16 protein-coding genes are annotated in these 18,967 nt (G+C 58.9%); 4 read left to right on the top strand and 12 right to left on the bottom strand.

Annotated features, from left to right (window positions below):
- Window positions 1-10: 10 nt before the first annotated feature.
- From trpD to NSJP_RS14600, 4 genes are all read right to left on the bottom strand, one after another.
- Window positions 11-1,021, bottom strand: a complete 1,011-nt coding sequence (gene trpD / locus NSJP_RS14615) for an anthranilate phosphoribosyltransferase (RefSeq protein ID WP_080888614.1) — start codon at window positions 1,019-1,021, stop codon at window positions 11-13.
- Window positions 1,022-1,087: 66 nt separating this feature from the next.
- Window positions 1,088-1,651, bottom strand: a complete 564-nt coding sequence (locus tag NSJP_RS14610; protein WP_080887602.1) for an anthranilate synthase component II — start codon at window positions 1,649-1,651, stop codon at window positions 1,088-1,090.
- A gap of 6 nt (window positions 1,652-1,657) precedes the next feature.
- Entirely contained in the window at window positions 1,658-3,154 is a 1,497-nt protein-coding gene (gene trpE / locus NSJP_RS14605; RefSeq protein WP_080887601.1) for an anthranilate synthase component I, read from the bottom strand.
- Between the two features lie 16 nt (window positions 3,155-3,170).
- The gene (locus NSJP_RS14600) at window positions 3,171-3,824 is read right to left on the bottom strand and encodes a LysM peptidoglycan-binding domain-containing protein (RefSeq protein WP_080887600.1); all 654 of its coding nucleotides are present in this window, start codon (window positions 3,822-3,824) and stop codon (window positions 3,171-3,173) included.
- Between the two features lie 250 nt (window positions 3,825-4,074).
- Here NSJP_RS14600 and ligA point away from each other — a divergent pair, with 250 nt between their 5' ends.
- Window positions 4,075-6,093, top strand: coding sequence for an NAD-dependent DNA ligase LigA (gene ligA / locus NSJP_RS14595; RefSeq protein ID WP_080887599.1), 2,019 nt, complete (start codon window positions 4,075-4,077; stop codon window positions 6,091-6,093).
- Between the two features lie 3 nt (window positions 6,094-6,096).
- Here ligA and NSJP_RS14590 read toward each other — a convergent pair whose 3' ends face one another.
- The 8 genes from NSJP_RS14590 to NSJP_RS14555 all read right to left on the bottom strand — a co-directional run bounded on the left by NSJP_RS14590 (window position 6,097) and on the right by NSJP_RS14555 (window position 15,535).
- Complete coding sequence (locus tag NSJP_RS14590; protein ID WP_080887598.1) at window positions 6,097-7,377, bottom strand: hemolysin family protein; 1,281 nt, start codon at window positions 7,375-7,377, stop codon at window positions 6,097-6,099.
- Window positions 7,378-7,658: 281 nt separating this feature from the next.
- Window positions 7,659-8,339: a septal ring lytic transglycosylase RlpA family protein gene (locus NSJP_RS14585; RefSeq protein ID WP_080887597.1), complete on the bottom strand. Its 681-nt coding sequence runs from the start codon at window positions 8,337-8,339 to the stop codon at window positions 7,659-7,661.
- A gap of 5 nt (window positions 8,340-8,344) precedes the next feature.
- On the bottom strand, window positions 8,345-8,755 hold the full coding sequence (locus NSJP_RS14580) for a hypothetical protein (protein WP_080887596.1): 411 nt from the start codon (window positions 8,753-8,755) through the stop codon (window positions 8,345-8,347).
- 21 nt (window positions 8,756-8,776) lie between these two features.
- Window positions 8,777-9,184: a hypothetical protein gene (locus tag NSJP_RS14575; RefSeq protein WP_080887595.1), complete on the bottom strand. Its 408-nt coding sequence runs from the start codon at window positions 9,182-9,184 to the stop codon at window positions 8,777-8,779.
- A 272-nt stretch (window positions 9,185-9,456) separates the two neighbouring features.
- Entirely contained in the window at window positions 9,457-13,002 is a 3,546-nt protein-coding gene (locus NSJP_RS14570) for a vitamin B12-dependent ribonucleotide reductase (protein ID WP_080887594.1), read from the bottom strand.
- Window positions 13,003-13,341: 339 nt separating this feature from the next.
- Window positions 13,342-13,716: a DUF4359 domain-containing protein gene (locus tag NSJP_RS14565; protein WP_080887593.1), complete on the bottom strand. Its 375-nt coding sequence runs from the start codon at window positions 13,714-13,716 to the stop codon at window positions 13,342-13,344.
- A 27-nt stretch (window positions 13,717-13,743) separates the two neighbouring features.
- Entirely contained in the window at window positions 13,744-15,006 is a 1,263-nt protein-coding gene (locus NSJP_RS14560; RefSeq protein ID WP_080887592.1) for an AmpG family muropeptide MFS transporter, read from the bottom strand.
- 121 nt (window positions 15,007-15,127) lie between these two features.
- Entirely contained in the window at window positions 15,128-15,535 is a 408-nt protein-coding gene (locus tag NSJP_RS14555; RefSeq protein WP_231989391.1) for a hypothetical protein, read from the bottom strand.
- A 153-nt stretch (window positions 15,536-15,688) separates the two neighbouring features.
- Here NSJP_RS14555 and mtaB point away from each other — a divergent pair, with 153 nt between their 5' ends.
- The 3 genes from mtaB to NSJP_RS19880 all read left to right on the top strand — a co-directional run bounded on the left by mtaB (window position 15,689) and on the right by NSJP_RS19880 (window position 18,927).
- Window positions 15,689-17,038, top strand: coding sequence for a tRNA (N(6)-L-threonylcarbamoyladenosine(37)-C(2))-methylthiotransferase MtaB (mtaB, locus tag NSJP_RS14550; protein WP_080887591.1), 1,350 nt, complete (start codon window positions 15,689-15,691; stop codon window positions 17,036-17,038).
- On the top strand, window positions 17,035-18,402 hold the full coding sequence (miaB, locus tag NSJP_RS14545; protein WP_080887590.1) for a tRNA (N6-isopentenyl adenosine(37)-C2)-methylthiotransferase MiaB: 1,368 nt from the start codon (window positions 17,035-17,037) through the stop codon (window positions 18,400-18,402). Before mtaB ends, miaB begins: the two co-directional genes overlap by 4 nt.
- A 393-nt stretch (window positions 18,403-18,795) precedes the next feature.
- The gene (locus NSJP_RS19880) at window positions 18,796-18,927 is read left to right on the top strand and encodes a hypothetical protein (protein WP_269457679.1); all 132 of its coding nucleotides are present in this window, start codon (window positions 18,796-18,798) and stop codon (window positions 18,925-18,927) included.
- Window positions 18,928-18,967: the final 40 nt, after the last annotated feature.

Raw genomic sequence — 18,967 nt, 5'->3', positions numbered from 1 at the left:
CGACCGGTGGTCAGGAGTTCGTGTAGGCGATCAATCGCGCCAGTTTTTCGGCTGCGGCGCCGGAATCGATGGTCTTGGCGGCCAAGGCGAATCCGTCGGCAAGGGTCTTGGCCTTGTGGCCGGCGACCAATGCCGGAGCCGCGTTCAGACAGACCATATCCCGTTTCGGACCTTTCCGGCCCTGTAGGATTTCTTTCGTGATGAGGGCATTGTCCCGGGGGCCGCCTCCGGCCAATTCCTTCGGGGACACCTTGGCCAGTCCGAATTCCGACGGACTCAGCACGTAGGTCGAGAGCACGCCTCCCTTGGTTTCCGAGATCAACGTGCGGTCGGTCAACGTGATCTCGTCCAGTCCGTCCATGCCGTGCACGACGAAGGAGTGTTGCGAACCCAAATGCATGAGGACCTTGCCGAGAAGTTCGGTCAGCCGGGGTTCGTAGACGCCGATGACCTGGATGCCGGCTCCTGCAGGATTCGTCAACGGCCCGAGGACATTCAGCATCGTGCGGATGCCCAATTCCTGCCTGGGAACGGCGCAATGTTTCATCGCTCCGTGGTACAGCGGGGCGAAGAGAAATCCGATGCCGATTTCATTGACGCAGTCGGCCACCCGGTCGGTGGACAAGTCGATCTTCACACCCAGCGCGGCCAGCACGTCGGCGCTGCCCGATTTGGAAGAAACCGAGCGGTTGCCGTGCTTGGCCACGGTCAACCCGGCTCCGGCCACGACGAACGCCGAGGTGGTGGACACGTTGAACGTGTGTCGTCCGTCTCCCCCCGTGCCGCAGGTGTCGACCACCAGCGGATCGCCAACGGCAATGCGGACCGCGTGTCCCCGCATGGCTCTGACGGAACCGGCGATCTCCTCGACGCTCTCTCCCTTGAGGCGAAGCCCCATCAGATAGCCCGCGATCTGGGCCGGAGTCGCCGCTCCGTCCATGATCTCGTTCATGACCTCTTCGGCTTCTTTTTCGGTCAGGGACGTCCGATCCGCGAGTTTTTCGATGGCCTCTCTGATCATCATCGACAACAATACCCCAGCAGCCGGCCGGCTCCGTCGCCGTCCGCCCCGGCAGGGAACCAGGCACTATAGTTTCAGGAAGTTGCGGAGCAAGTCTTTCCCGGCCGCCGTCAGAATCGATTCCGGATGAAATTGCACTCCTTCCGCTCTCAATGACTTGTGGCGCAATCCCATAATCTCGCCTTCGGCGGTCTCGGCCGATACATCGAAGCAGGCGGGCAACGTGGCCCGTTTGACGACCAGCGAATGGTATCGCGTCGCTTCAAAGGGGTTGGGAAGGTCCCGGAACAGGGTTTTCCCGTCGTGCCGGACCATGGAAGTCTTGCCGTGCATCAGGCGATCGGCTCTGACCACCTCGCCGCCGAAGGCCGCCGCGAGGGATTGGTGGCCGAGACAGACCCCCAGGAGAGGGACCCGACCGGCGAAGTGCTTGATCGTGTCGACGGAAATGCCGGCTTCCTTCGGCGTGCAGGGGCCCGGTGAAATGACGATGCGGCTCGGCTTCAACGCCTCGATCTGCGCGATGGTGAGCTGGTCGTTTCGATAGACCCGCACGTCTTCACCCAGCTCGCCGAAGTACTGTACGAGGTTGTAGGTGAAGGAGTCGTAATTGTCGATCATGAGGAGCATCGGGACCTACTCCAATCCCTGCTCGGCCAGCTCGATGGCGTGCATCATGGCCTTTGCCTTGTTGCAGGTCTCCTCGTACTCGTGCTCGGGGACGGAATCCGCGACGATTCCCGCTCCGGCTTGGATGAAGGCTTGGTGTTTCTTGATGACCACGGTCCGGATGTTGATGCACATGTCCATGTTGCCGGAGAAACTGAAATACCCCACCGCGCCGGCGTACGGACCGCGGCGGGTCGGTTCCAATTCGTCGATGATCTCCATCGCACGGATCTTCGGCGCGCCCGAGACCGTCCCCGCCGGGAAGCAGGCACGCAAGACGTCATAGGACGTCTTGGCCCGATCGAGCCGTCCCGTGACGTTCGAGACGATGTGCATGACGTGGGAATACCGTTCGACGTGCATGAGCGAATCGACGGATACGGACCCGGGGCGGGAGACGCGTCCGACGTCGTTGCGTCCCAAATCGACGAGCATCACGTGCTCGGCTCGTTCCTTTTCGTCGGCGAGGAGCCGGCGTTCCAACTGCTGGTCCTCGTCGACCGTATGTCCGCGCCGGCGCGTGCCGGCGATCGGCCTGACGGAGATGACGCCGTCTTCGCAGCGGACCAGCGTTTCCGGGGACGACCCGACGAGCTCGACTCCCGCGACGCGCAGGTAATACATATAGGGCGACGGATTGACGACGCGCAAGGCGCGATACAGTTGCAATGGAGGAGCCTGGACGTTGGTCTCCCATCGTTGGGACAGCACGGCCTGGACGACGTCGCCCGCCCGGATGTATTCCTTCGTGCGATTGACCATCTTCTCGAAGTCCGCGCGGCTCAGATTGGAAGTGAACGTGATCGGTCGGCGGCGGCGATGCGGACGGGCCCGCTGCAGCGGCCGTCGCAGCCTGGTGATCATGCGTTCGATCCGCTCCGTGGCCTCGCGATAGGCTCTGGTCACGTCCCGGTCGCGCGTCGAAGTGAGATGGGCATTGGCGACCACCTTGATCTTTTGCGCGACGTTGTCGAAGATCAAAAGCGTGTCGGTCATGAGGAAGGCGAAGTCCGGCAGGTTCAGGTGGTCCTTCGGCCGTGAAGGCAGGTCTTCAAAGGTTCGCACCATGTCATACCCGAGATAGCCGACCGCCCCGCCGACGAAACGCGGCAGATTCGGTACCGTCACGGGACGGAACTCCTGCATGTACTCCTGCAACCGCTCGAGCGGATTTCCCTTGCTGGGGATACGGGATTTTTTCTTGCCCCGCGCGATCATGAGGTCGCCACGGTCCTCGGAGATGACGATCGGGGATCCGCTGCCCAGAAACGAGTACCTCGCCCACTTCTCCCCTCCTTCGATGCTTTCCAGCAGATAGGCGGTGGGACCGTGGTCGATCTTGGCGAAGGCCGAGACCGGCGTTTCATAATCCGCCAGAATCTCGCGATAGAGGGGAATCAGGTTCCCCTCGTGAGCGTAGCGGCGGAATTCCTCGAGGCTCAATGAATAGGCGGCGGTCGTCATCCCGTGTGCGGTCCTGTTACTCCTGGCCCACGATCAGCTTCTGGCCGACTTCGATGATGTCATCCGGCAACTTGTTCCACTTCCGCAACGTCTCGAGTTTGACGCCATAGCGACGGCTGATACGGTACAGTGTCTCGCCGGGCTTGACGACGTGGATGGTCGGGCCATGTCCTGCTGCGGCGGCCGTTTCCATTTGAGCCGCTGAAGCGGCGGCCTCCTCGGGCAAGCCGCTCATGGAGGACGCGCTCAACTCGCCCATGCCTGGCGTGGCTTCGACCGGCGGAGCCGCGTGGACCTTGGGCGCCGGCGGGATCCGCTTCATATCGGCCCGGGCCTTTCGTTCAAGTAATGCTGCTTCCTTGATCGCGTCGGCCTCTTCCTGTACGCGGCCCATTTGTTCACGAACTGCCTGTACCTGAGCGGTTAATTCGCGGTTTCTCGCTTCATATTCCGCAAGTTCCTTCTTGGAGCGCTTGACTTCGTTGTCGAGTTCGGCCGTCCGTTTCTCTTCCTGCGACAGCAGGCGCTGAAAGTTCAGACTGCGCGCTTTTTCCGCTTCATACTTCTCGGAAAGGACGCATCCGCTCAATATGAACCCTCCGCAGATCAGGATCATTGCCTTCACACCGGACGTCGCGATCACCGTATTCACTCGTTGCTCCTCCTTCATGGAATCCTCCTCCGACCAAGTGAAGCGCTCCTCCGGCAGCCATACTTCTTATTAATCGTGGCCGCCGAACCCTTCTCACCCAGCTTGACGGGGTCCCATACCATAGTGGCTAACGCGGCGAAAGTCAAAGGGTTATCGGCGCCTGGCTGTTTGACCGTCTCCCCGACCCTATGCTACCGTCCCGTCCGTGCTCGGCTACCCGGGCCTCGTCACGTCAGGACGAACATCGCAGGTTCATCCCCTCAAACGCATGGCCACCGACGATATCCAGAAGCGACTGCATGAGTTGCGGGAGGAAATCCGCCGCCACGATTTCCTCTACTACGTCAAGGATCGCCCGGAGATTTCCGACGGAGCCTATGACAGCCTGTTCAGGGAATTGAGCCGGCTGGAGCAGGACCATCCGGATCTGATCACGGCCGATTCCCCCACCCAGCGCGTCGGAGGTGCTCCCCTCAGTGAACTAGTAAAAGTTCGGCACGAACAGCCCATGTTAAGCCTCGATTCGATCGTAGAACGGGCGGACATTCTGGCATTCGACCAACGTATGAAACGGGAGTTGCAGGCGGAGTCGGTCGGCTACACGGCAGAGCCGAAATTCGACGGGCTATCGGTTGAATTGGTCTATGAACAAGGGGCGTTTACTCGCGGGGCAACCAGGGGTGACGGTACGACCGGGGAGGACGTGACCGTCAATTTGCGCACCATCCGTTCCCTACCGCTGCAGCTGGCAGGGAAGTCCGGTGCACCGGACCGCTTGGTCGTCCGGGGCGAAGTCTACATGCGGTTGGCCGATTTCCAATCGTTGAACCGGCGGATGACGGAACGGGGCGAAGAAGCCTTCGCAAACCCGCGTAACGCAGCGGCGGGATCGCTCCGGCAATTGGATTCGACGATCACCGCGTCCCGGCCATTGGCGGTAACCTGCTATGAAATCATGGGGCAATCGGGACCACCGATCAGAACCCACTGGGACGAGTTGGACACATTGGCGCAATGGGGGTTACCGGCTCCGCAACTACGCCGACGTTGCGGGTCGATCGACGAGGTGATCGCCTATCATCAAGAAACGGAAGCAGCCCGGGATGCCCTCCCCTACGAGATCGACGGGATCGTCGTCAAGGTGGACGAGCGGAACAGCCAGGAACGTCTTGGCTTCAAGTCGCGGAGCCCTCGTTGGGCCGTCGCGCTCAAGTTTACGCCCCGAAAGGAGATCACGGTGGTCGAAGACATCGCGGTCTCCGTGGGCCGAACCGGCACGTTGACTCCTCTGGCATTGCTTCGGCCGGTCGAGGTCGGTGGCGTCACGATCAGTCGTGCGACCCTGCACAACGCCGACGAAGTGGCGAGGAAAGACGTGCGCGTGGGCGATACGGTCAAGGTCGAGCGGGCCGGAGACGTCATTCCCGCCATTGCCGAACGGGTGCCCGTTCCGGGGGAGCAGCGTTCCGAGCCGTTCCGTATGCCGGATCATTGCCCGATCTGCGCGTCGGCCGTGGCGCGGGAAGGGGCCTACTATTATTGTACGGGCCAATCGGTCTGTGGGGCGCAGATCAAGGGAGCCATCGAACATTTCGCCTCCAAGGCGGCGTTGGATATCGACGGCGTGGGCCGGAAAACCGTCGCGCAACTCGTGGATCAAGGATTGGTGCGGTCCTTGGCGGATCTCTTCGTCTTGACCAAGCCTCAATTACTGTCGCTGGACGGGTTTGCCGACCGTTCATCCACGCTGCTTCTGGAAGCGATCGAGCGGAGCAAGACGGTCGCGCTCGATCGGTTTCTGATGGGACTCGGCATCCGTCAAGTCGGTCAGCATATCGCTCGCGTGCTGGCCAAAGAGTTCGGATCCCTGGACGGCGTCATGGAGGCCGATGCAGCCAGGTTCCAGCAAGTGCTCGAAATCGGTCCTGAGATTTCGGCCAGTCTCGCCTCCTACTTTTCCGAACCACACAACCGCGCCGTCATCCGCGATTTGCGCGACCGGGGGCTCGTGATTATCGAGGTGCGGAATGATCAGACTCATGCCAGCCAAACCGGTCTGGCTGGGAAGACATTCGTCTTCACCGGAGGACTCCGGGACTTTACACGGGAAGACGCCCAACGCGCGGTTGAAGACCGGGGCGCGCGGGTCGCGTCGAGCGTGAGCAAGAAGACGGCGTACGTCGTCGCGGGAGAGGATCCTGGATCCAAGCTGGACCAGGCGAAAAAGTTGGGGGTAACGGTCTTGAACGAGCGGGAGTTCGCCGAGTTGTTGAAGGGACAGGCCTAAAACTCAACCGACGAGGTTGAGATTCGGCGCTTCGACCGACACGGGAGATTTCTCTTCTCGGAATATCTGCACGCTCTTGATCGACCGAGGCTCGGCTTCATGGATCAGGATGCGGCAGTTGCCGATCCGGAGCTCCTCGCCGACTTTCGGAATGCGGCCCAATTCCTGCTGGATGAGCCCGCCGATCGTCACCGCTTCATCGCCCAGTTCGACCTTCAGGAAATCGTTCACTTTCCGGACTTCCGTCCTGCCGTGAACCAGGATGTGGTTCTTTCCGATGCGCTTGATCAATTCTTCCGTGATGTCCGTCTCGTCCATGATCTCGCCGACCACTTCTTCGATGAGGTCTTCGAGCGTGACGATGCCCATGACCCCGCCGAACTCGTTGACGACCACCGCCATGTGGCGTTTGTCCTGCTGAAACTGTTTCATCAGATCGTCGGCCGTCTTTCCGGCCGGGACGAAGAGCGGCGGATAGGCGATATCTTTGAGCTTGGAATCGAAATGTCCTTTTGAGAGCTCCGTCAGGGCCTTCGTCTTGTAGAGAATGCCTGTGATGTTGTCCAACGTGCCGTCGTAGACCGGAATGCGCGAGTACTTGGAACTGTACAACAACTCCTGCGCTTCCTTGAGGCGGAGGTTGCCGTCAATCGAGAACACGTAAAGGCGCGGGGTCATGGCGTCTTCGGCGGTGATATCCTTCAGTTGGAAGACGTTCTTGATCATCTTCACCTTTTCGACTTCGATTGCGCCGGCCTTGCCGCCCTCCTCCAGCATGATCTTCAATTCCTCTTCCGTCACCAGCGGAAGCGTCAATCCCTTTCCGCCCGTCAACTTGTAAATGAGGGGGACCATGATGAACAACACCGGCCGGAGCACGACCTGCACCCCATAGACCGGATAGGCCATGCTGAGGGTGACCGGTACGGCAAACTTGGCGGCCAGAGTCTTGGGGATCACGTCCACAGATACGAGTAGAACGAAGGTCAAGAGGCCGACCACAACCGCGATCGTATCGTCGAAGAAGGTCCTCTCCCCGTAGGCATTCAACGTCAGGAAGGTCGCATACATGGGGATGGCGGTTCCGACCAACCGGTCGCCGACCAGGATGGTGGAGAGCAGCTTTTGAGGATCGCTCCGCAATCGAAGGGCCATCTTTGCCCTGGCGTTGTGGTTCTGGGCCAAGGCGCGGAGCTTGGTTTCGTTGACCGAGAAAAATCCGATCTCGGCGGTGGAGATGACGGCTGAAAGAACAATCAGACCCAGCAGGATCGCAATATCCATGAAGTTCCAGAGTTAGGGACGAACGACCGGCCCAGTTGTCCGACAAAGCTGAAGGAGCAGGAATGGCTCCTTTCTATATAGGCCGAGCGAGCCAGTATGGAGCGTGGGGAGGAGTTGCAAGACCGGGATTGGAGCTTTGGGGTCGAGTCTGATCATTTAGTAGGTAGTAGATGTATCATACGCCTCTGTGAGGGGCAAGCATATTGAAAAAACCATTCGCAAAATCAAATGGTTGCGTCGAACTCCCCCGATATTTCAAAGGATTTTCCGATGCTGCCTCCCTAGCTGTCGTCTCGGAATACAAAAGGCTGAACAGCCAGGTCGGATTGTAACTTGGCTGCGGCAGACTCGGCCTGCGCCTCCGACCGAAATTCTCCTACCTGGACCCGATACCGTCGCCCCTCAGGAAGGTCGATGGTTTGGATGCGTCCAATGGGATAGACCTGCCTCGCCCGGTTTAGCAAATTCAGGGCATTTTGCTGGTCGGAGAAAGCTCCTATCTGGATCCTCAATGCCCCCATATCGGCCGATCGTCCTTGGAAACCGGTGACCCGGAGTTCGATAGAAGCCGTGCCGTTACCGACCATTTCCAGGGCCTGGGCCCCGGCCAGCGAGAGATCGAGAATACGTCCCTTGGCAAAGGGGCCGCGATCATTGATCCGTACGGTGACTTGGCGGCCTGAATTCAATGATCGGACGACTGCGATCGACCCCAAGGGAAGGGTCCTGTGGGCGGCGGTCAGTTGATGCATGTCGTATCGCTCTCCATTGGCCGTTTTGTTGCCGTGAAAGCCCGGCCCATACCATGAAGCGACGCCCCGTTCCGTATAGCCGATCGGATAGCCGGGAAAATAGGTCGGCTTTGGAGCCGGAGCGCTGCACCCGGCCGTCAGGCCGATGAAGGCGAGCACGAGGGCAGTGAAGAGGAAAGAGACCCGGACGCGTAAAAGACCGTCGGGCATTCCAATTAGAACTCGTCGAGCGACTGATCCCGCAGAACCGAAAGCGCCTTCTCCGTATTGGACACAGTCAGGACGACAATGGCGCGCTTGCCTTCGCGGGATGGCGTACAGTAACCGCACTTGATGTTGATGCGAGCCTGAGTCAGGAGGTCGGCGACCTCGTTGAGGGCGCCGGGTTTGTTTTCCAGACTCAGCACGAGTGCGGTTTCCTCGGCAAAGCGGATCTTTGCCCCCCGCAATGCGGCTCTCGCGCCTTCCAGATCGGCGACCAATAACCTGAGCTTGCCCGTTCCGGTCACCTCTGGAGCCGAGAACGCCTTGATATTGACTCCGGCCGACGCCAGGACCGAAGCCACCTGCGCCATGACACCCGGTTTGCTCTGTCCGCTGATGACCAACTGTGTGGTGGTAGGCATGAGGCCTCTCTTTACAGTGAGTTAAAGCACGTGACAGATGTCGTTGACGAACGCATACTCGTAGACACAGCTAAACACGACAGACGTACTGTCGGCAAGCTTCTGTGCGACTTCTTTCATACCCCGGGGGACGAGTAGATAGTAGGGAATCCCCCGCACGATTCCCCGCCTCCAGTTCGCCGCGGTTTGGCCCTCGGCGAGAGAGGCTGCTGTTTCCACTTCGGCCATCCACTCAATAGTCTGGCCGCCGGGTGTCACATGCCACCCGACGATGTCGCAAAACTGGCTGGGCGCAGCCCAGGGATTCTGTTCGAGGCTCGTGTGGATGGTCACCTTACAATGAAAAGCCTTCGCCCACCGTTGGGCCACCTGACTGACGACCTGATCATGGACCGAGTCGATACCTTGTTCGCGCAGTGTGGTGGTCATGGCCCCTCCTCCGCTTAGGCATATCGAAGCTCAATCTAGGCTACCTGTGCTGCTATGCAAGACTTAGAGGATTGACGGTTTCCAAAACCTTCCATTTCCCACAGAAAGGGCACAGAATCAGCCAGTGCCCGTTTTCGTATTTCACGCCAGAGCGAGGTCGTATAGGTTGTTGACGCTGATTGTCCCCTTCCAAGATCACACGATCACAGCACGTGTACGTGGTTTCTCGGCTTCCCACAGCGCTAACTCCTTTGTTTAGAGCGGGCTATTCGTTACGAACATCCGCTCGTCGCGCCGCACCCCATGCATTTCAAACACGTTCCGTTACGCACGAGCTTGAATTCGTTGCAGCCTTGGCAGGGATCCCCTTCATAACCCTGCAGCCTGGCGTATTTGATCGCCTCAGTCGTATAGGTCAGCGTCTCACGTTTCAATTCGACCTTATGGGAGATATTTCCATTGCCGTTGCCGTTTCCATTTCCTCCGTGGCGCGGCGTGACGCCCTGGCGTGAGGGAACCCGGTCCGTATTGATCGAGGACAACGCCAGCGTTTCCGGGTCGGCCTCCTCGTCAGAGCATTCCGGATCCTGCTCGTCCTTTTTGACCGAGTCCATGCGCAGGTCTTCTTCCTTGACCTGCGCCAGATCGTACCGATCCAGATAGGTCACGGCCAGCTCGCGGAAAATGTAGTCGATGATCGACGTCGACATCTTGATACGGTCGTTCAGCTTGACCGGACCGTTCGGTTCGAACCGGGTGAAGACGAAGGCTTCCACGAATTCTTCCAGCGGAACACCATGCTGCAAACCCAGCGAGATCGCGATGGCGAAGCAGTTCATGAGGCTGCGGAACGCGGCGCCCTCCTTGTGCATGTCGAGGAAGATTTCCCCGACGGTTCCGTCTTCATATTCACCGGTCCGGAGATACAGTTTGTGCCCGCCGATGACGGCTTTTTGGGTATAGCCGTTGCGCCGGGCCGGTAAGGGGCGTCGTTTGGCCAGATAACGAACAAGCACGCGCTCGGTGATCTTTTCCGCGACCGCAACGACGTCGGTCGTCGCGTCCACGCTCTTGGTCGTATCGATCGAGGCGGATAGGGGTTGGCTGAGCTTGGAGCCGTCGCGGTAAAGGGCGACCGCTTTGACCATACTTTTCCATGCAAACAGATAGGCGGACTTGACGTCGGTCAAGGTCGCATCGGCCGGCATGTTGATAGTCTTACTGATCGCGCCGCTGATGAAGGGCTGCGCCGCGGCCATCATTCTGATGTGCGCGTCGACCGCAATATAGCGCTGTCCAATCCTGCCGCACCGGTTGGCGCAATCGAAGACCGGGAGGTGCTCCGTCTTGAGGTAGGGCGCGCCTTCGACCGTCATCGTGCCGCAGCAATAATCGTTGGCCGCGGCAATCTCCTCCTGCGTGAAGCCCATGGCCTTCAGCATGTTGAAGTTGGCTTCCATGAGCTGAAGGTCGGTCAGGCCGAGCTTTTCCCGGCAGAAGCTCTCACCGAGGACGTACTTGTTGAACGCAAACTGGAGCTCAAACGCCTGGGCCAACCCGCTTTCCAGCCTGGTCAATGCCGCATCGTCGAACCCTTTCTGTTTCAGCGTCTCGTGATTGATGAACGGGGCGCCCTGCAGAGTCTGGTGTCCGACGCAATAGCTGACGATCTCCTGGATTTGGGATTCGGAATAGCCCAACGTGGCCAATGCCGGTGGCAGGCTTTGGTTGATGATCTTGAAATATCCCCCGCCCGCCAATTTCTTGAACTTGACCAGCGCGAAATCCGGCTCGATGCCCGTGGTGTCACAATCCATGACGAGCCCGATCGTCCCGGTGGGAGCGATAACGGTGACTTGGGCGTTCCGATAGCCATACGCGGTTCCCAATTCCAGAGCGCGATCCCAGGCTCGCCGGGCCGCGATCAACAAGTCCGGAGGGCAGTGCTCCGCCTGAATGCCGACCGGTCGTATGGTCAGGCCTTCGTACTCTTCTTCCGGCGCGTGATAGGCGGCGCGACGGTGATTGCGAATGACGCGCAACATCGCCTCCCTGTTCTTCGCGTAGCCGGGGAAAGGCCAAAGTTCCGCCGCCATTTCCGCGGAGGCACTGTAGGCTTCACCGGTCATGATGGCTGTCAGGGCGCCGCAGATCGCCATGGCTTTGGGAGAATCATAGGGAATTCCCTGCCGCATCAGGACGGTGCCGAGGTTGGCATAGCCGAGGCCCAATGTGCGGAAATGGTAGCTCTTTTCCGCGATCGAGCGGCTTGGAAACGAGGCCATCAGCACGCTGATCTCCAGCACAATGGTCCAGAGGCGTACCGCATGGCGAAAATTCTCCAGTTCGAACTGCCCGTCGGCAGTGAAGAACTGCGACAAGTTCAAAGAAGCCAGGTTGCAGGCGGTGTCGTCGAGAAACATGTATTCGGAACAGGGATTTGACGCATTGATACGCCCGTCCTCCGGGCAGGTGTGCCACTCGTTGATCGTCGTGTCGTATTGGGTCCCAGGATCCGCGCAGATCCAGGCGGCCCAGGCAATGCGGTCCCAAAGTTCCCGTGCCTTGATGGTCTTGGCAATCTTTCCATCCACCCGGCGCTTCAATTGCCAGTCGCCGTCGTTTTCCAGGGTGGTGAAAAATTCGTTGGGAATGCGGACGCTATTATTGGAATTTTGTCCCGAAACGGTCTGATAAGCCCTGCCGTCCCAGTTCGTGTCGTACTCATGGAACACGAAATGCGTGAAGCCCTGTTGGGCATAGGAAAACATCCGCTGAACGTAGGCTTCGGGCACCGCGTCCCGGCGCGCCGCGATGACAGCTTCCTTCAGGATGCCGTTGCGCTTGGGATCGATCTCGATCTTCGGCGTGCCGTCGTTCTCGACGACATGGCAGGCCTTGAGCACGGCATTGAGCCGTTCAGCGCAAATTTTCGAGCCGGTCACCATGGCGGCGACTTTCTGCTCTTCGATCACTTTCCAGTCGATGAATTCTTCGATGTCCGGATGGTCCAGATCCAGGCAGACCATCTTCGCCGCCCGCCTGGTCGTGCCGCCTGACTTGATGGCGCCGGCCGCCCGGTCTCCGATCCGCAGGAACGACATCAAGCCGGATGACCGTCCCCCGCCTGACAGAGATTCCCCGTCTCCACGCAGTTTCGAAAAATTCGTTCCGGTACCGGACCCATACTTGAACAGACGGGCCTCGCGCACCCAGAGGTCCATGATGCCGTTCTCGTTGACGAGATCGTCCTCGATGGATTGGATGAAGCAGGCGTGCGGTTGCGGATGTTCGAAGGCGTTGGTCGCCTTGACGACCTCGCGGGTCTGCGGATCCACATAATAGTGGCCTTGAGCCGGCCCGGAGAGGCCGTAGGCATAGTGCAGACCAGTATTGAACCATTGGGGGCTGTTGGGAGCCGTCATCTGGTGCGCCAACATGAAGCATAATTCGTCATGGAACGCCGCGCTGTCTTCGGCGGTTTTGAAGTAGCCGTAGGATTTCCCCCAATGGGTCCAGCATCCGGCTAGACGATCAAAGACCTGGCGCGCGTCCCGCTCCCCACCGAGCACCGGTTTGCCGTCCTGGCCGACGATCGGATTCCCCGATTCGTCCCGTTGCGGCACGCCTGCCTTGCGGAAGTATTTCTGCGCCAGAATATCGATGGCCAACTGCGACCATGATTCCGGTATGTCGATCTGGTCCAATTTGAAGACGGTCGATCCGTCAGGATTGCGAATCTCCGACGAACGCTTCACGAACTTTAGGCCTTCGTAAGGACTTTGTCCGGAACGTGTGAATCGCCGTTCTATTCTCACGATCTCTCCCTCCCAGGGTTAATGGCAGCGTAGGTCGTTCTGACGGCCGCGGACGAGCAGATCATCGATGGTTGCTTCGGCCTGACGGGAAACTTTCGGACTGCCTGAAACAGAGTGAGGGACTACATATAGCCATTACCGAAAATTGTCAATACTAAATATTGTGGTTACCTGGGGATTTAGAGGATATTCTGTGAATAACTCCCGGGCCTCCTCTGGGGCCGATTTCAGGGTTATTTTAATCGACTTATCCACAGAAAAATGAAGCCCAGGTACCCCTGTATTGCCACCTATGAATGCGATAGCGGAGAAAAAGATCGAAGAGGCAAGGTAAGCAGGCTAGAAGGCCAAGCGGCCCAAACGCACGACCGCGTCATCGATACCCTTGAGCGGGAAGAATCGGCCGCCGAGCCCGAGAACTTCAATATGAACTTCGAGCGCCGTCGTCTCGAAGAAGCCGAAGAGGCCCCAATTGCGTTGGACCGTATGAGGGCGCACGACGCTTTCCACCAATTCACGGCTATGCGCGCGGAAGATGGTACGGACCACCTCACGTTCCCGATTGGGGGCAGCCGACGCTTCGTGCCGGTCCAGGGCCTTCCCCAACTCCGCCTCGACAAAGGTCACATAGTCATCCATCGACGGATTGGTCAAAACCAAGGCGATGCTTGCCGCCAGGCTTGTCACGAGCAGTATCAATGGCCAGATCTTCACGTTGCTCCTTGCCTCACTTGGGTCATCTTATAGTGCGGCGCACTCCCCGACAGATTCCGGCCCGGGCCGCTCTTGAAGTTTGGCGCGCAACGTCCAAGCAAGCCAGACTCCCGGCAACGCCAGGAGAAAGGAAATGAAAAAGAACTGTGCCCATCCCACAGCTCCGACCAAATCGGCCGAAGGACGTCCGGAAAAGACGCGTCCCACCGCTTCCAGGGACGAAAGCAGCGCGAATTGCGTGGCCGTGTATCGATGGTCGCAGAGCGACATGATCAGCGCCACGAATGCGGCGGTTCCCATTCCGCCCGTCACGTTTTCAATCAGGACGGAGGCCGTCAGCGCCGCATAGCTTTTCCCAGCCCAAGCCAGCCCCGTAAAACACAGATTCGACAGAGCCTGAAAGAGTCCGAACAGTACGAGCGAGGGAACCAATCCCAGTCTTGCCATCGCCACTCCACCCGCCAAGGCACCCCCCAGCGTCGCAAACAAGCCGATGCCTTTGACGTATCCCACGTCGCTCGTCGAAAAGCCCAGTCCCCCGATGAAGAATGCCGTCTGCAGCGATGCAGCGACGGCGTCGCCGAGCTTATACAGCAGGATCAAGAACAGCAGCTTGAGGATGTCGGAGCGGGAGAACAACTCCCGTAACGGGTCGCCCACGGCCTCGACGAGACTCATGGGCGGGGTTCCCGTGAACGTCGGTTCAGGAGCCGCCAGGACGGCGACGATTCCTGTTGCCATGATTCCGGCCAGGACCAGATATGTGGATTGCCAGCCGATATGGTCTGCCAATACCAATGCACCGGAACTTGCAATCAGCAAAGCGAATCGATAGCCGTTTACCCACACCGCCGCGCCGAATCCACGCTCAGCCGGCAGCAGGAGATCCGTTCGATACGCGTCGAATACGATGTCGAGGGAGGCAGAAAGAAAGGCGACCAGGACGGCCGTCAACCCAAGCCATTCAGCACGTCCGCCCGCTCCCGTCATCGCCATGGCAACCAGCCCGAGAGTGACGCCGATCTGCGTCAGCAGCATCCATCCGCGGCGCCGACCGAGCCAGGGCGGCGTGATGCGGTCGAGGAGCGGAGCCCATAGAAATTTTAACGTGTAAGGCAGTCCGACGAGCGTAAAGATCCCGATGGTCTTTAAATCAAGTCCGACGACGGTCAGCCAGGCCTGCAAGGTACCGCTGGTGAGCGCTAAGGGAAGCCCGGAGGCGAAGCCCAGGGGAAGCATGAACGCGATGCGTCGATTGGCGAGAACCTGGGTGACTGGGAAGGCGTTCATGGTGCGTTGACTGCAGTCGACCAGGATAAAATACCATCGAGTCCTTCGCCGCCCCCATAGATTTCAGGAAAGCCGGCGGCGAACAACCCGTCGAAGGTGAAGGATAAGCGGAAGGGCGATCTCAGCAAGGTTGGCCGTTGAATGCGCAAGGCTTGTAACGGGAAATGTCGAACTCCACGTTTTCCTGATAGACGCGTTCGTTGCCGTTGACCCCGTCCTGTTCAGGATCATTCCACATCGTATGGTTCCACCAATAGAACAACGGATAGGCTTCCGTTTGATAGACGGGGTTGCCGTAGTTGCTCCGGGCGTATTCCTGCACCATGCGGCCGGTGACATAGTCCACCTGGCCGTTTCCGCTCAAGGAATACAGCATCAGGAACATCCTGGCTTCATGGTCATAGAGTTCGTCGATCCTGGTGCTGAGGTCAGGCTCGTTGGGCAGGAGCTCCTTGGTGGAAGCCCCGGCGGCGGAAAACACCAACATGAAGCAAACGAGAATGAAGAGGGTACGCGGGGAAGTGATCATCAGCGACTCACTCTGACTTGGAAGCTAATGTCGGCATGCTACCACGGTGATCGAGCGGCTTCAACCAACGCGGTGACGACAAGGGTGATTGGATCGCTGTCGGATCGCCCGCCTTGCCCGTGGGGGCGCCGCTCACTATAATGCTGCTCCGATATGAAACGAGCATCCCTGCATACGTTGGGCTGTCGACTGAATCAGGCGGAAACCTCCGTGCTCGAATCCCAATTGCGCAAGGAAGGTTACGAACTCGTGGCCTTCGGTCAACCGACCGATTTGTTGGTGGTGAACACCTGCTCGGTTACGAAGGAAGCGGAACGTACCTGCCGTTACGTCGTGCGGAAGACCCTTAAACATTCGCCCGAGGCGTTTGTCGCCGTGACCGGTTGTTACGCCCAGACCGGCTGGCAGGAACTGCGCTCGATGGCGGGCGTCGACCTGATCGTCGGCAATCAATTTAAATGGGATCTTCCGGCGATGCTTCCCGCCACCGAGCACCTGCGAAAAGCTCCCAAGCCCGAGGTGGTGCACAGCAAGACGATCGACCGGGATGATTTCATCCTTCCCGATTACGGGACCCCCCATTCGACGAGGGCATCCGTAAAGATCCAGGACGGATGCAACGTGATGTGCAGCTTTTGTCTCATCCCGTTTGCCCGCGGACATGAGCGAAGCCGCGTGTTGGAAGACGCGATCCGGGAGGCGACTCTGCTCGCGGCGGCAGGATACCGCGAGATCGTACTAACCGGCGTGAACATCGGCCGGTACCAACAGGACGGCAGGGATCTGCTTGCGCTTATCGACGCGCTGGAACGGATCGATGGGTTGGAGCGGATCAGGATCTCTTCTATCGAACCGACGACGATTGATGACGGGCTGATCGAGCGAATGGCCGCTTCCTCGAAGCTCTGTCCCTATCTGCACGTCCCGCTGCAGAGCGGGGACGACACCATCTTGTCGGCCATGAACCGTCCCTATCGCGTGAAGGACTTCGCAAAGCTGATCGAACGAGTGGTTCGGGCGGTTCCATCGCTCGGATTAGGCACGGACGTGATGGTCGGATTTCCCGGAGAATCCGAGGGGGCGTTTCTTAATACCGTCCGCTTGGCGGAAACCCTCCCCTTTTCCTATCTTCACGTGTTTCCGTTCTCCCCGAGACCCGGCACGGCCGCCCTGCGAATGAACGGATCCGTCGCTCCGGGATTGGTTCGCGACCGCGCAACGAGACTGGCGGCGCTGGATCGTGCCAAGCGGATGTGGTTTGCGGAACGTCATATCGGATCGACTCTTCCCATTCTTTTTGAAGCGGGAGAAACCGACGGCTTTGCCTCGGGCACGGCGCCGAATTTTCTGCGCGTCGCGGTGGCGGCTTCCGACTACCTGACCAGCACCACTCGGTCCGTCCGCATCTCGGCCGCGTCCGAGCGATGGGCCGTCGGACAAGTCCTACCTGCCCGACATGAGTCCAAGGCCCCGCAAACCTTGTCTTTGGTATCGATCTCATGAGCCGACAACAGCCACCCCAGGTGCACCTCGAGACATTCGGATGTCAGATGAACGAATACGACTCCGAGCTCGTTCGTTCGTTGCTGACGCGCGACGGATTCGTCTTCACCGACGACCGTGAGCGCGCCGATGTCATTCTCATGAATACCTGCGCAATTCGAGAGAATGCCCATAACAAGGTGTACACGCACTTGTCCGATCTTCGCGCGCTCAAACGGCAACGGCCTTTGGTTGTCGGAGTATTGGGCTGCATGGCTCAGAACCTGAAAGAGGAGTTGGCCGAAAAGGAACCGCTGGTGGATGTGCTGGCCGGGCCTGATTCATATCGCCACCTGCCGGAGCTCATCACGAAGGCGATGGAATCCCAGGAACAGGGAGAACTCCGCCGGCAAATGGCGGTCGATCTTTCGGAATATGAAACCTACGACGACGTGGCGCCTGATCGGCGCGATGGAGTGAACGCCTGGATCGCGGTCATGCGCGGCTGCGACAACTTTTGTAGTTTCTGCGTGGTCCCCTACACCAGGGGCCGGGAGCGTTCCCGGGAGCCGGAAGGGATCGTGGCCGAGGCCCGTCTGGCCGCAGCAGAGGGGTTCAAGCAGATCACGTTGCTCGGGCAGAACGTGAATTCCTACCGGTGCGGCGACTGGGACTTTGCCAGACTACTGGTGGCGGTGGCCGACGTACCGGGCATCGAGCGAGTCCGTTTCACCTCGCCCCACCCGAAAGATTTTCCGCCCTCCCTGCTGGACGCAGTGGTGTCGCATCCCAAGATCTGCAAACACATTCACCTGCCGGTCCAGTCTGGAAACGACAGAATCTTGGGATTGATGAACAGAACCTACAGCCGAAGCGCCTATCTGAGTTTGGTGGATCAAATCCGCTCGTCAGCCCCGGACATCGTGCTCACCACCGACGTGATCGCGGGATTTTGCTCGGAGTCCGACGAAGAATTTTCAGATACCTATCGGCTTCTGGAGGAAGTTCGCTACCACGCGGCGTTCATCTTCAAGTATTCCGAGCGCAAGAACACGATCGCGGCGAGAAAATGGCCCGACGATGTCCCTGAAACGGTCAAATCCGAGCGGGTGACGGCATTGGCCGATCTCCAGCGCAGAATCTCCCATGAGCGGAATAGAGCCTATCTCGGCACCACCCTTTCCGTCTTGGTCGAAGGGGACGCCAAACGGTCTTCCCTTCAGAGCAAGGGGAAGAGCGATGGAAACATCACGGTGGTGTGGTCCAAAGAGTCCGTTCCCGCCGATCCGGGACAGATGGTCCGATTGTCCGTTTACGATTGCTCTGCATCGACCCTGTATGCTGCTTCCACCGGGGATCGGGCTTGCAGGCCCAAGTCTGTTTGAACTCTTCCCTGCCGGTTTCCTTCATTCAAAATCGAACAGTGTCGTTCCGGAAGTGCCGTTCTTTGTAAAAATATCCTGTTGAGTCGACCTCCTGCCCGCCAGGTTTTGTTCTTTCCAAAGGAACCAGTGCAGAGGGTTTTCCAAAATATATGGAGACTCCTCTTGTAAGCCGTCCTAACGAGTCGCGTCCACAAAAACAACGACTTAAGAGATGTACCGACAGCCTTTTCACTCGTTCGAGAATGATCGGATAGCGAAAAGGATGTGGTGAGTTTGGTTGAAGGGCTCGGACTCTCTCCGGGAGTGGACGAAAGATGTCAAAGAGGCACAAAGTTTGCTTTGGCTTCGCAGTGCCGAGTCAAGAATGTACACCTTCTAGCCGTTGGAGACACTATGGATTCCAAGGTCGTTCCCGCCGCGGACCAAAAGTCCGGTTCTTCAGTCAGCCTGGAAACCGTCATTGCGGTGGGACTCTTCGGATGGCTGGCGCTAAGCATGACGCTGATGGGCCTGGGAATCTGGTAGGCCTTCCTTCTTACGAACGTTCGATACCCCGTCTCGACCA

The sequence above is a fragment of the Nitrospira japonica genome (assembly GCF_900169565.1).
Taxonomy (GTDB): Bacteria; Nitrospirota; Nitrospiria; order Nitrospirales; family Nitrospiraceae; genus Nitrospira_C; species Nitrospira_C japonica_A.
The sequence above is the reverse complement of the archived record's forward strand: the minus strand, read 5'-3'. Positions and strand labels throughout refer to the sequence as shown.

Coding starts and splice junctions, on each gene's coding strand:
- trpD (WP_080888614.1), bottom strand. CDS start 1,021: ATGATCAGAGAGGCCATCGAAAAACTCGCGGATCGGACGTCCCTGACC.
- NSJP_RS14610 (WP_080887602.1), bottom strand. CDS start 1,651: ATGCTCCTCATGATCGACAATTACGACTCCTTCACCTACAACCTCGTA.
- trpE (WP_080887601.1), bottom strand. CDS start 3,154: ATGACGACCGCCGCCTATTCATTGAGCCTCGAGGAATTCCGCCGCTAC.
- NSJP_RS14600 (WP_080887600.1), bottom strand. CDS start 3,824: ATGAAGGAGGAGCAACGAGTGAATACGGTGATCGCGACGTCCGGTGTG.
- ligA (WP_080887599.1), top strand. CDS start 4,075: ATGGCCACCGACGATATCCAGAAGCGACTGCATGAGTTGCGGGAGGAA.
- NSJP_RS14590 (WP_080887598.1), bottom strand. CDS start 7,377: ATGGATATTGCGATCCTGCTGGGTCTGATTGTTCTTTCAGCCGTCATC.
- NSJP_RS14585 (WP_080887597.1), bottom strand. CDS start 8,339: ATGCCCGACGGTCTTTTACGCGTCCGGGTCTCTTTCCTCTTCACTGCC.
- NSJP_RS14580 (WP_080887596.1), bottom strand. CDS start 8,755: ATGCCTACCACCACACAGTTGGTCATCAGCGGACAGAGCAAACCGGGT.
- NSJP_RS14575 (WP_080887595.1), bottom strand. CDS start 9,184: ATGACCACCACACTGCGCGAACAAGGTATCGACTCGGTCCATGATCAG.
- NSJP_RS14560 (WP_080887592.1), bottom strand. CDS start 15,006: ATGAACGCCTTCCCAGTCACCCAGGTTCTCGCCAATCGACGCATCGCG.
- NSJP_RS14555 (WP_231989391.1), bottom strand. CDS start 15,535: ATGATCACTTCCCCGCGTACCCTCTTCATTCTCGTTTGCTTCATGTTG.
- mtaB (WP_080887591.1), top strand. CDS start 15,689: ATGAAACGAGCATCCCTGCATACGTTGGGCTGTCGACTGAATCAGGCG.
- miaB (WP_080887590.1), top strand. CDS start 17,035: ATGAGCCGACAACAGCCACCCCAGGTGCACCTCGAGACATTCGGATGT.
- NSJP_RS19880 (WP_269457679.1), top strand. CDS start 18,796: ATGGATTCCAAGGTCGTTCCCGCCGCGGACCAAAAGTCCGGTTCTTCA.